This window comes from Amycolatopsis sp. NPDC114478, from assembly GCF_055633805.1.
In genome coordinates this window covers 376,151-387,869 of sequence record NZ_JBVKDO010000002.1, presented here as the reverse complement: position 1 = coordinate 387,869, position 11,719 = coordinate 376,151, and the positions used below count along the sequence as shown (strand labels likewise).

General features: G+C 72.4%; 9 protein-coding genes. 3 read left to right on the top strand and 6 right to left on the bottom strand.

Annotated features, from left to right (window positions below; translation table 11 throughout):
• Positions 1-89: 89 nt before the first annotated feature.
• Complete coding sequence (locus tag ACZ7OH_RS06435) at positions 90-1,658, top strand: hypothetical protein (RefSeq protein ID WP_470279903.1); 1,569 nt, start codon at positions 90-92, stop codon at positions 1,656-1,658.
• On the opposite strand, the gene ACZ7OH_RS06430 is transcribed toward ACZ7OH_RS06435, so the two are convergent.
• Complete coding sequence (locus ACZ7OH_RS06430) at positions 1,655-2,428, bottom strand: aldo/keto reductase (RefSeq protein WP_470279902.1); 774 nt, start codon at positions 2,426-2,428, stop codon at positions 1,655-1,657. The genes ACZ7OH_RS06435 and ACZ7OH_RS06430 overlap by 4 nt on opposite strands.
• A gap of 43 nt (positions 2,429-2,471) precedes the next feature.
• Positions 2,472-3,296, bottom strand: a complete 825-nt coding sequence (locus tag ACZ7OH_RS06425) for a helix-turn-helix domain-containing protein (protein ID WP_470279901.1) — start codon at positions 3,294-3,296, stop codon at positions 2,472-2,474.
• A 183-nt stretch (positions 3,297-3,479) separates the two neighbouring features.
• Between ACZ7OH_RS06425 and ACZ7OH_RS06420 the strand changes: the two genes are divergently transcribed.
• Entirely contained in the window at positions 3,480-3,842 is a 363-nt protein-coding gene (locus ACZ7OH_RS06420; protein WP_470279900.1) for a nuclear transport factor 2 family protein, read from the top strand.
• Positions 3,843-3,893: 51 nt separating this feature from the next.
• Here ACZ7OH_RS06420 and ACZ7OH_RS06415 read toward each other — a convergent pair whose 3' ends face one another.
• Positions 3,894-5,048: an NAD-dependent epimerase/dehydratase family protein gene (locus ACZ7OH_RS06415; RefSeq protein WP_470279899.1), complete on the bottom strand. Its 1,155-nt coding sequence runs from the start codon at positions 5,046-5,048 to the stop codon at positions 3,894-3,896.
• 138 nt (positions 5,049-5,186) lie between these two features.
• Here ACZ7OH_RS06415 and ACZ7OH_RS06410 point away from each other — a divergent pair, with 138 nt between their 5' ends.
• The gene (locus ACZ7OH_RS06410; RefSeq protein WP_470279898.1) at positions 5,187-5,684 is read left to right on the top strand and encodes a GtrA family protein; all 498 of its coding nucleotides are present in this window, start codon (positions 5,187-5,189) and stop codon (positions 5,682-5,684) included.
• Here the strand turns inward: ACZ7OH_RS06410 and ACZ7OH_RS06405 are convergent.
• The 3 genes from ACZ7OH_RS06405 to gcvP are packed head-to-tail and all read right to left on the bottom strand — an operon-like array spanning position 5,614 to position 11,658.
• A complete protein-coding gene (locus ACZ7OH_RS06405; protein WP_470279897.1) occupies positions 5,614-7,788 on the bottom strand; it encodes a glycosyltransferase family 2 protein in 2,175 nt (724 codons plus the stop codon). The genes ACZ7OH_RS06410 and ACZ7OH_RS06405 overlap by 71 nt on opposite strands.
• Positions 7,785-8,732: an NAD-dependent epimerase/dehydratase family protein gene (locus ACZ7OH_RS06400; protein WP_470279896.1), complete on the bottom strand. Its 948-nt coding sequence runs from the start codon at positions 8,730-8,732 to the stop codon at positions 7,785-7,787. The genes ACZ7OH_RS06405 and ACZ7OH_RS06400 overlap by 4 nt, the downstream gene beginning before the upstream one ends.
• Positions 8,733-8,781: 49 nt before the next feature.
• Positions 8,782-11,658 carry an aminomethyl-transferring glycine dehydrogenase gene (gcvP, locus tag ACZ7OH_RS06395; protein WP_470279895.1) on the bottom strand — a complete coding sequence of 959 codons (2,877 nt, stop codon included), beginning with the start codon at positions 11,656-11,658 and terminating at the stop codon, positions 8,782-8,784.
• Positions 11,659-11,719: the final 61 nt, after the last annotated feature.

Here is an 11,719-nt window from a genome sequence, read left to right as displayed (position 1 = left end):
TCTCTCTCCGATACTCACCTGTTAGGGTGATAACGGTTTCATTGCATCGCAGCGCGTACTTGACATGCGCTCACCGCGAAAGGACGACGATGGGGCGACACACCCGGGACGACGAGCCCGTGCCGCACCCTCAGGACCGTGCCGAGGCGCCTCCCACCGGGGGACGGCCGCCCGTCACGCGCCGCCCGCACCCCGGCGAAGCCCGTCGCGGTGAGGCGTCCGGCGCCTACCCGGTCGCGGGCCAGGCCCCGGGACCGTCGAAGAAGAAGCGCAGCTCCATCTCGGACGCCTTCGGGATCGCCGGCCGCGGTACGCCGCGCGGCGAGTCGTCCGGCTACTTCGTCTCCGGCGGTGGTGAAGCTTCCGGCTCCCACCCCGTCGCGGAACGCGGGGAAACCACCGGCTCGCACCCCGCCGCTCGTCGTGGCGAGGTGTCCGGCCCCTATCCCGTCGCTGAGCGAGGCGAGGTGTCCGGCTCCCACCCCGTCGCCGGGCGCGGCGAGATGTCCGGCTCCCACCCCGTCGCCGGGCGCGGCGAGGTGTCCGGCTCCCACCCCGTCGCCGGGCAAGGTGAACCGCCCGCCCGCCGGGGCGAGGCCTCCGGCGCGTTCCCCGCCACCGGGCGGCCCGCCGGCCGCCGCGGGGAAGCCTCCGCCCCCTTCCCGGTCGCGCGGCGGGACGAGACCGCCGCCGAGCGGACCGAGGTCATCACCCGGCACGGCGAAGCCTCCGGCAACTACCCGATCACGGCCCGCGGCGAGACGTCCGGGGCCTTCCGGACCGCCGGCCACGGCGAGAACACCGGCTCCCACCGCACCCTCGACCGCCCCGAACCCGCCGCCGGTGCTGGTGCTGGTGCTGGTGCCGAGAGCACTCCGCGCCCGCGCCGCCGCGACGACGCCGGCGAGCCGGCCACCCGCCGCACGCCCCGGCGCGGCGAGACCACCGGCCCGCACCGCACCGAGAGCACGAGCGAGACCACCGGGCCGCACCGCACCGAAGCCAAGAGCGAGACGACCGGCTCGCACCGGGTCGCCGGCAAGGGCGAGGCCACCGGGTCGCACCGGATCGTCGGCAAGAAGGCCCCGCGGCGCCGGATCGCCACCTGGCCGATCGCCTGCGCCGTGCTCGCCGCCCTCATCGGGCTCGGCGTGATCGGCTGGAACTGGGCCGACAGCGAGCTCAACAGCCGCGCCGAGGCGCAGGCCGCCAGCTGCTCCGGCGGCACGTCCCAGATGCGGATCGTCGTCACGCCGAGCGTGCAGAAGCCGATGACCGCGGCCGCCGACCGCTGGAACCAGGCCGCGACCGTCGTCCACGGCCAGTGCGTGCACGTGACGATCGACGCCAAGCCGTCCTCGCAGGTCCTCGACGCGCTGGTCGGCCGGACCAACCTGGACGCCATCGGCGGGCTCCCGGCCGCCTGGCTGCCCGAGTCGTCGTACTGGGTCAGCGAGCTGACCACCAAGAAGCCCGAGATGATCGGCTCCCCCGCCCAGTCGGTGGCGAACGCCCGCTCCGCGGACTACCCGTTCATCGGCCTCACCGGCCAGGGCATCGACGACACCGTGCTGCGCGCGGCCCAGACGTTCCGCGAGTACCTCGAGCAGCCGGCCCAGCAGGCCGACTTCACGGCCGCCGGGATCAAGACCGCCTAGACGCGCGTGCCGTTGTCGAGCTCGGCCACCACGGCGAGGTCGTCGTCGGCCAGCTCGAAGTCGAAGATCCCGAAGTTCTCGCGGGTGCGGGTCGTGGTGGCCGAGGCCGCCACGGCGACCGTGCCGGCCTGCAGGTGCCACCGCAGCACGATCTGGGCCGGGGTCTTGCCGTACTTCGCCGCGAGGGCGGTGACGGTCTCGTCGGCGAGCAGCCCGGCGTTCGCGGCCGGGCTCGCCGCCGCCGTCACCATCCCGTGCTGGGTGTGGAACTCGCGCAGCGGGAGCTGCTGCAGCCACGGGTGCAGCTCGACCTGGTTCAGCACCGGGACCGCGCCGGTGGCGTCGATCAGCCGGCGCAGTTCCGCGACGCCGAAGCCGGCGACGCCGACCGCGCGGACGCGGCCGTCGGCGCGCAGCCGGCTCAGGGCGCGCCAGGTGTCGGTGAACGCGCCCTTCGTGCCGTCCAGCAGGCACAGGTCGGCCCGCTCGACCTGGAGCGCGGCCAGCGCCAGGTCGGCGGCGCGGCGGGCGGTGTCGTAACCCTGCGCGGGCACCTTGAAGCTGACGAACACCTCGTCCCGGGGCACCTCGAGGAGCGCGGTGCCCACCGCCGCCTCGGTGCCCGGCGTGGTGTCGAAGCCGCGGTAGCCGATGTCGAGGGCGATGCGGACGGCCCGGCCGGTTTCGGCCGCGGTCAGCCCCGCGACGCCGAACAGCAGCTGGGGGATGCGGACTCCGTCGGACAGGACGAGCGAAGGCGGGACGGCCATCTGCCGGTGATCCTCACGTCGGATGCTGCGCGGGTGTTCCCCATCATTCCACCGCGGCGCCCCGCTCGCGCAGGTACTCGGCCGTCGCCGCGTCCGCGGGGAAGAACGCCTCGATCACCAGCTCCGCGACCGTGACGTCCAACGGCGTGCCGAACGTGGCCACCGTGCTGAAGAACGTGAGGTCGGTGCCCTCGTGGCGGAACTTCAGCGGGACGAAGATGTCACCCGGTCCGGGGACCTCCACCTCGGGCACGGGCTGGTCGCACGGGTAGCCGCGCAGCTCGGCGAGGAGCTCGGCCAGGCCGGGGTCGCCGGTCTGGCCGACCTGGCGGCGCAGCCGGCCCAGCAGGTGGGCGCGCCACTCCCCCAGGTTGAGCACGTGCGGGGCCATGCCGTCGGGGTGCAGGGTCGCGCGCAGCACGTTGGTGGTCAGCTCGGCCGGGATCCCCGCGACGAACAGGCCGATGGCCGCGTTGGCGTCGACGAGGTCCCAGTTCCGGTCGACGACGGCGGCCGGGTACGGCTCGTGGCTCGCGAGCAGCTGCCGCACGGCCTGCCGGACGGCGGTCATGTCCGGGTCCCCCAATGCGTTCTCGGTGTAGGCGGGCGCGTACCCGGCGGCGAGCAGGAGCCGGTTGCGCTCGCGCAGCGGGACGTCGAGGTGCTCGCCGAGGCGCAGCACCATGTCCCGGCTCGGCTGCGAGCGCCCGGTTTCGACGAAGCTGAGGTGGCGGGTGGAGATGTCCGCGGAGATCGCGAGGTCGAGCTGGCTGATCCGGCGCCGGTCGCGCCATTCCCGCAGCAGCTTCCCGACCGGCCGCTGCCGCGCGGCCGCCTGCACGGTGGTCGCCTGCACTGTGGTCGTCACGCGAGCGACGCTACGGCCATCACGGGGCCGCTGCCATTACTTCGGGGGTAATGCCGGCGACCGCCTCGACCGCCGCCGCGGCATTACCTCGCGCGTAATCGACGGACCGCCGCTCGTCCGCCAAAGTCGGTCCCAGCACCGGACGACGACGAAACCGTTGTCCCCCAACCGAAGGAGCACCTCATGACCGACGTCCGCACCCTCGTCGAGCAGTACATCGCCGTCTGGAACGAGACCGACGGTGACAACCGGCGGGCCCTCATCGCCGACGTCTTCACCGCCGGCGCCGGCTACACCGACCCGCTCGGGGCCGTCACCGGACACGACGGGATCGACCAGTTCATCGGCGGGGCGCAGCAGCAGTTCGCCGGCCTCACCTTCAGCCTGCCCGCCGACCCGGATGCCCACCACGACCTCGCGCGGTTCCAGTGGTACCTCGGCGCGCCCGGGGCCGACGAGCCCATCGCCATCGGGTTCGACGTCGTCGAGCTCGAAGACGGCAAGATCGCCCGGGTGCACGGCTTCCTGGACAAGCTGCCCGGCTGAAAACGACGTGCGGGCTCCCGGGCAGGGGAGCCCGCACGCCACCCGTACCCGCTAGCCCTTCAGCGCGCCCCGCCAGCGCACCGTCGGGCGCAGCTTTTCCGGGTTCACGCGGTGCTTGTTGGCGCCGACGATGTCGAACATCGACTCGATCAGCGTGTCCGACAGCAGGTGCGGCTCCAGCCCCAGCCCGACCAGCCCGGTGTGCTTCACGTTGTAGTAGTGCTCCGGCGCCTCGGTGCGCGGGTTCTCCAGCTGCTCGATCTGCACCGGCCCGGGGAACCGGTCGGCGACGAGGTCGGCGATCGCGGCCACCGACATGCTCTCGGTCATCTGGTTGAACACGCGGAACTCCCCCGCCCCGGCCGGGTTCTCCACGGCGAGCCGGATGCATTCGACGGTGTCGCGGATGTCGATCAGGCCGCGCGTCTGGGAGCCCTTGCCGTACACCGTCAGCGGCTGCCCCAGCACCGCCTGGATGACGAACCGGTTGAGCACCGTGCCGAACACCGCGTCGTAGTCGAAGCGGGTCGCCAGCCGCGGGTCGGCCGCGGTCTGCGGCGTCTGCTGGCCGTACACGATGCCCTGGTTGAGGTCCGTGGCCCGCAGCCCCCACGCGCGGCACGTGAATTCGATGTTGTGCGAATCGTGCACCTTGGTCAGGTGGTAGAACGACCCGGGCCGCTTCGGGAACAGCACCCGGTCGGAACGCCCGTTGTGCTCGAGGTCCAGCCAGCCTTCTTCGATGTCGACGTTCGGCGTGCCGTATTCGCCCATCGTCCCCAGTTTGACCAAGTGGATCGCCGGGTCGATCTCCGCGATCGCGTAGAGCAGGTTCAAGGTGCCGATCACGTTGTTGTGCTGGGTGTACACCGCGTGCTCGCGGTCGATCATCGAGTACGGCGCCGAACGCTGCTCCGCGTAGTGCACCACCGCGTCGGGCCCGAAGTCGCGCACCGCGCCGAACAGGAACTCCGCGTCGAGCAGGTCGCCTTCGTAGCTGGCGATCGTGCGTCCCGAGACCTCTTCCCACGCGGCGATCCGGTCGGCGAGGGATTCGATCGGGACGAGGCTTTCGACGCCGAGTTCGGCGTCGTAACCGCGGCGGGCGAAATTGTCGAGAACGGCTACCTGATGGCCTTTGTCCGATAGGTGAAGCGCGGTCGGCCAGCCCAGATATCCGTCGCCGCCGAGAACCAGCACTCGCATTGTGCCGCCTTTCCTGCTCGTTTACGCCCCCCGACGCTATCGATCAAGTGCTGATGAAGACCTGTCAATAGGCTGTGAATCTCCTATGCGTAGGGGGGTCGGACGGCGGCGCGACCGGCCCACGGGGAGGATGGGGGCATGACGACCGTAACCAACGGCGTGCGGCCCCGCACAGCGGACAAGACCCGCCGCCGCGGCTGGGCCCGCCTCGCGCGCGCCGCCGCGACGTCCGTCGCCGCCACGGTCCTCAGCCAGGTCGTCCTGCTCGCCGTGCTCGCCACCGGCGGCGCCGCGGCCCTTGCGAGCACGCTCGCCTGGGCGGCCGGCGCGGTGCTGAACTTCCTGGTCACCCGCCGCTGGGTGTGGGGCCGCACCGGACGCCCGCGCGTGCGCCGCGAACTGCTGCCCTACCTGGTCGTCATCGGGCTCGGCGGGCTCGCCTCGATCGGCCTGACGACCCTCGCCGGCTCGCTCCTGACGCCGCTGAACCTGCCGCACCTATGGTGGGTCGTGCTCGTCGACGGCGCATACGTGGCCAGTTACGCGCTGGTGTTCGTCGTGAAGTTCACGCTGCTCGACCGGCTCGTGTTCGGCCGCGGCGCAGCACGTACCCCCGCCACCACGTCCCCGTCATGACGCGGGCGTAGTTCGCGCCGTAGACGAGGCTGCCGCCCTTCTTGCTCTTGCCCGCCTTGCGCAGCCGCATGCTCATCGGCAGCTCGAGGACCCGGGCACCGCGCGCGGTCACGCCCAGCATGAGCTCCGACGACTGGTACTGCGGCTCGTTGAGCGGGACCGAGCAGGCCAGCTCCGCCCGCATCGCGCGGAAGCCGAACGACGTGTCGGTGATCCGCCGCGCGGTCAGCACCGACGCCAGCACGGCGAACACGCGCACGCCCAGCCACCGGACGCGGCTGTCGGCCTCCTCGTGCCCGAGCCGCCGGGACCCGGTGACGAAGTCCGCGGTGCCGTCGACGACCGGACTGACCAGGGCTTCCAGCTCGCTGTTGTCGTATTGGCCATCGGCGTCGGTCGTCACGACGTACTCGGCTCCGGCCTCCGCCGCGAGGTGGTAGCCCAGGCGCAACGCGGCACCCTGGCCGCGGTTGCGGGGCGCGACGCACACGTACGCGCCGTGCTCCTCGGCGATGGCCGCGGTGTCGTCGGTGCCGCCGTCGACGACGACGAGCACGTCCACGCGCATGCCCAGGCACTCGTCCGGCATCTTCTCCAGGACTTCGCCGATGCCGCCGGCTTCGTTGTAGGCGGCGATGACGACGGTCAGCGGCGCCAGCTTCAGCTCGGGGTGCCGGCCGCGGAAGTCGTCCAGGGCGCCGGTGTCGACGTCGTCGGGGAACGCGGCGAGCCGTTTCCGGCTGGCCGAGGTCAAGGTGGTGAAGCCGAGCGCGCCGGCCACGGGCAGCAGCACCAGGGCGGGGATCTGGTAGCGCCAGGAGAACTGGAACACGGCCGAGACGAAGAGCAGGACCAGCCCGCTCGACGCCGCCAGCAGCGCGCCCGCGCGCGCCCGGTCCAGGGGCCTCTTGCGGCGGAACACCGTGAGCAGGCCCAGGATCGCACCGATGCCGAGCACCCCGCCGGAGACGTACCCGCCGCCGAGCTGGTAGTCGCGAAGGATCTTGGCCAGTGGCTGGTCGACACCGGCGTTCACGCCGTCGTTCTGCTGCGTGACCAGGTCGATCAGCGACTGGTCGGCCCACTGCGGGTAGGTGAGCTGGAACTGCCACCGGTCCAGCGGGACGTCGGTCGGGTCCTGCTCACGCGTCCAGGCGAAGCTCTTCGCGAAGTCCTTCAGGATCGCGTCGGCGACGTCGCCGGGCTGCTCCTTCAGGACGTCGACGGCGAATTCGTGCGCCAGCGCGGCTTTGTCCGCGCCCGGCGGCAGCGGGCCCGGCCAGTTCGGGTCGAGGTCGGCGTGGGTGTAGTTGTCCACCAGCCGCGTCTCGCGCGGCTCGGCCGGGCAGAACACCTGCAGCTCGGGCGAGAGGTGGAGGTTCGCGCAGTCGGCGACGGCGGCGGTGCGGCCGTAGAGCATGTTCCCGGACGGCCCGGTCAGCCCCCACTTGCCGGTCTCCGAGTGCACCCGCGCCGAGTACGGCACGAGCACGACGAGCAGGCCCAGCACGCCGGCCCCCGCCCGGCGCCAGCCCGCCCAGTGCCGCCACGCTCCCCCGGCGACGACCAGGAACACCAGCAGCGGCACCGCCAGGGAGATCCCGACGAGCCGCGTCAGCACGCCGAAGCCGAGCAGCAGACCCGCGACGCCGGCGCGTTTCCAGCCCGGCGTGCCCCAGCCCAGCAGCAGCCACAGGAGCCCGAGCAGCACCGCCTCGAAGACGACCTCGGACATGAGGTTCTGCTCGATCTGCAGCTGGTAGGCGTCGAGCAGCACGGGCACGGCGGCGAGCGCGCCGACCCACGGGCGGCCGCCGAGGCGCAGGACCAGCGCGTACAGGCCGACCGCGACGAGGAGCCCGCCGACGTGCTGGACGGCCGTGACCCACGCGAGGCCGCCGACGGCGAGCAGCGGGCGCAGCACGAGGTCGTAGCCGATCGGGTCGAGCTGGTCGGCGCGCAGCGCGTGCAGGTTGTCGATGTAGCGGAACGAATCGATGTACAGCAGCGCGGGTTTGTACGCCAGCCAGGTCAGCACCCGGAGCACGATCGCCGGGACGAGGAGCAGGAGCAGCGGCCAGTGGCGCTTGAGGAAAGCCGTCACGGTGTCGCGTTTGGACGGTCGAGACCGGAGAAGTACTTCCACGCCGTGGCCAGGCCGTCGGTGAGCGAGACCTCCGGCCGGAAGCCGATGGTCCCGGCGCTCGCCGAAACGTCGACGACCACCGCGGGCATCTCGCCCGCCGGCGCGTCGACGTGTTCGACCGGCAGCTCGGCGCCGGTCACCTCGCGCACGGCGTCGACCATCTCCAGCACGGAGACCGACCGCCCGGCGCCGACGATCGCCCGGCCCGAGTAGCCGCTGTCGAGGGCCAGCAGGATCGCGCGGACGACGTCGTCGACGTGCACGAGGTCGCGGCGCTGGCGGCCGTCGCCGTAGACCTTGACGCCGGTGCCGGTCAGCGCGGCGCGCATCATGCGCGGCACGAAACTGTCCTTGTGGGACATTCCCGGACCGTAGACGTTGGTGAACCGCAACGCACACGTGGTCATGCCGTACGCGCCGGCGTAGCCCGAGAGCAGCATTTCGCACGCCGCTTTGGTGGCGCCGTACGGCGTCAGCGGCCGCGGCGGCAGGTCCGGGGTGATCGTTGCCGAGCCGACGTTGCCGATCACCGCGTTGGTCGAGGCGAGCAGGAACTTCGGGACTTCGTGGCGGCGGGCGAGTTCGAGCAGTTCCTGGGTGACCAGGACGTTGTCGGCGAAGGTGTCTTCGGGCAGCTCGACCGACTTCAGCACCGACGTCAGCGCGGCGAGGTGCACGATCCCGACGGTCTCCGGCGTCACGGCCTCCTCGCGGACGGCGGCCTCGCGCAGGTCGCCGGTCACGACGCGGACACCGTTCTCGGCGTACGGGAAAGGGACGCGGTCCACGACAGTGACCGGGACACCCCGATCGAGGAAGGCGCGCACGACGGCCCGGCCGATGAAGCCGCTGCCACCGGTCACGACGACGGACGTTCGATCAGGAGCGTGCGCACTCGACATGGCCGCCAACCTACCCCGCGCACCTGTGCGGTTCCCGCGTACCCACGCGCTAGGCGAACGCCTCCGGGGGCGGGCAGGAGCAGATCAGGTTGCGGTCGCCGGCCGCGCCGTCGATGCGGCGGACCGGGGGCCAGATCTTCGCCGCCGGCGGGCCCGCCGGGAACACCGCTACCTCCCGGCTGTACGGCCGGTCCCACTCGCCCGCGACGCAGCGCGCAGTGTGCGGGGCCTGCCGCAGCGGGGACTCCGCCAGTGCCCACTCCCCCGCCGCGACCCGGTCGATCTCCGCGCGGATCGCGATCATCGCGTCGCAGAAGCGGTCCAGCTCGGCCAGGTCTTCGCTCTCCGTCGGCTCCACCATCAGCGTGCCCGCCACCGGGAACGACATCGTCGGCGCGTGGAGGCCGTAGTCCGCCAGGCGCTTGGCCACGTCGTCGACCGTCACGCCGGTCGCCTTCGTCAGCGGCCGCAGGTCGAGGATGCACTCGTGCGCGACGAGCCCGCCGTGGCCCGCGTACAGCACCGGGAAGTGGTCCCCCAGGCGGCGAGCGACGTAGTTGGCGTTTGCCACCGCCACGAGCGTCGCGCGGCGCAGGCCCTCCGCACCCATCATCCGGACGTACGCCCACGAGATCGGCAGGATCGACGCGCTCCCCCACGGCGCCGCGCTCACCGGCCCGACCCCGGTCACCGGGCCGGCCGCCGGCTGCAGCGGGTGGTTCGGCAGGAACGGCGCCAGGTGCGCGCGGACCCCGATCGGCCCGACGCCGGGTCCGCCGCCGCCGTGCGGGATGCAGAACGTCTTGTGCAGGTTGAGGTGCGAGACGTCGGCGCCGAAGCGGCCGTACTGGGCCACGCCGATCAGCGCGTTGAGGTTGGCACCGTCGACGTACACCTGCCCGCCCGCGTCGTGCACCAGCGCGCACACCTCGCCGACGGTGTCCTCGTAGACCCCGTGCGTCGACGGGTAGGTGATCATGATCGCGGCCAGGTCCGCGCGGTGGTCGTCCACAGTGGACCGCAGGTGGCCGAGGTCGATGTTGCCGTCGTCGTCGCAGCGGACGACGACCACGCGCATGCCGGCCATCACCGCGCTCGCCGCGTTCGTGCCGTGCGCGCTCGCCGGGATCAGGCAGACGTCCCGCTCGCCCTCACCGCGCGACCGGTGGTAGGCGCGGATGGCCAGCAGCCCGGCGAACTCGCCTTGGCTGCCCGCGTTGGGCTGCAGGGAGACCGTGTCGTAGCCGGTGATCCGCGCGAGCCACGCGCCCAGGTCGGCGACCACCTCCAGGAGACCGGCGGCGTCCTCGGCGGGGGCGAACGGGTGCAGCCCGGCGAACTCCGGCCAGGTGATGGGTTCCATCTCCGCGGTGGCGTTGAGCTTCATGGTGCACGAGCCGAGCGGGATCATGCTCCGGTCGAGCGCGACGTCCTTGTCGGCCAGCTGCCGCAGGTAGCGCAGCAGCGCGGTTTCCGAACGGTGGGCGTGGAACACCGGGTGGGTGAGGAAGTCGCTCGTGCGCCGCAGCGGCGCCGGGAGCGCGTCCGCGGTGTCCGCGTCGAGACCGTCCACATCGGACACCGAGACGCCGAACGCCTTCCACACGCGGGAAAGCCGGTCCCGGGTCGTCGTCTCGTCGCAGGCGACGCCGACGTGGTCGTCGTCGACCCACCGGAGGTTGACGCCGAGGTCGCGGGCCGCCTCGACGACCGCGTCCGCGCGCCCGGGCACCGCCGCGGTCACGGTGTCGAAGAATTCGCCGTGCACGACGTCGACGCCGCCCTCGGCCAGGCCGGCGGCGAGCACGGTGGCCATCCGGTGGGCGCGCAGCGCGATCCCGCGCAGCCCGTCGGGCCCGTGGTACACGGCGTACATCGACGCCATCACCGCGAGCAGGACCTGGGCGGTGCAGATGTTCGACGTCGCCTTCTCGCGGCGGATGTGCTGTTCCCGGGTCTGCAGGGCGAGCCGGTACGCGGGTGCGCCGTCGGCGTCCTTCGAGACGCCGACCAGCCGGCCCGGCAGCTGCCGCTCGAGGCCCTTGCGGACGGCGAGGTAGGCGGCGTGCGGGCCGCCGAAGCCGAGCGGGACGCCGAAGCGCTGGGTCGACCCGACGGCGACGTCGGCGCCGAGTTCGCCGGGCGGCCGGAGCAGGGTCAGGGCGAGCGGGTCGGCGGCGACGATCACGGCGGCACCGTGCTTCTTCGCGTCGGCGATCGTCAGGTCCAGCTCGCGCACCGCGCCGGACGCGCCGGGGTACGCCAGCAGGATGCCGAAGAAGTCGCCGCCGAGCCCGAGGCCGGTCAGCCCCTGCGAAAGATCTTCGACAACCAGGTCGATGCCGAGCGGCTCGGCGCGGGTCCGGAGCACGGCGAGGGTCTGCGGGAGGGTGTCCTGGTCGACGACGAACCGGTTCGAGGACGCTTTGCCCGCTCGGCGCACGAGCGTCATGGCCTCGGCGGCCGCGGTGGCTTCGTCGAGCATCGAGGCGTTGGCGACCGGCAGGCCGGTCAGGTCCGAGACCATGGTCTGGAAGTTGAGCAGCGCTTCGAGCCGGCCTTGGGAGATTTCCGGCTGGTAGGGCGTGTAGGCGGTGTACCAGGCGGGGTTCTCGAGCACGTTCCGCCGGATGACGGGCGGGGTGACGGTGTCGTGGTAGCCGAGGCCGATCATCTGCGCCATGGACCGGTTGCGGCCGGCGAGCGCGCGGAGCTCGGCGAGCGCCTGGCCTTCGGTGGCGGCGGGCGGCAGTTCGAGCGGCTGCGCGGACCGCCGGAGCGACTCGGGAACGGCACGCTCGGAGAGCTCGTCGAGAGAAGCGACGCCGATGACGTCGAGGATCCGGCGGAGTTCGGCGGGGCCGGGCCCGATGTGCCGGTCGGCGAAGGGAACACCCTGCTCGAGAGAGGCGAGCGAAAAGTCCACGAGGGCCTCCTCCGAACGGCGGTATCTGCCAACCCGACTCTAGAACGGAAGGTGACCACGA

Coding starts and splice junctions, on each gene's coding strand:
- ACZ7OH_RS06420 (WP_470279900.1), top strand. CDS start 3,480: ATGACCGACGTCCGCACCCTCGTCGAGCAGTACATCGCCGTCTGGAAC.
- ACZ7OH_RS06415 (WP_470279899.1), bottom strand. CDS start 5,048: ATGCGAGTGCTGGTTCTCGGCGGCGACGGATATCTGGGCTGGCCGACC.
- ACZ7OH_RS06435 (WP_470279903.1), top strand. CDS start 90: ATGGGGCGACACACCCGGGACGACGAGCCCGTGCCGCACCCTCAGGAC.
- ACZ7OH_RS06410 (WP_470279898.1), top strand. CDS start 5,187: ATGACGACCGTAACCAACGGCGTGCGGCCCCGCACAGCGGACAAGACC.
- ACZ7OH_RS06400 (WP_470279896.1), bottom strand. CDS start 8,732: ATGTCGAGTGCGCACGCTCCTGATCGAACGTCCGTCGTCGTGACCGGT.
- ACZ7OH_RS06430 (WP_470279902.1), bottom strand. CDS start 2,428: ATGGCCGTCCCGCCTTCGCTCGTCCTGTCCGACGGAGTCCGCATCCCC.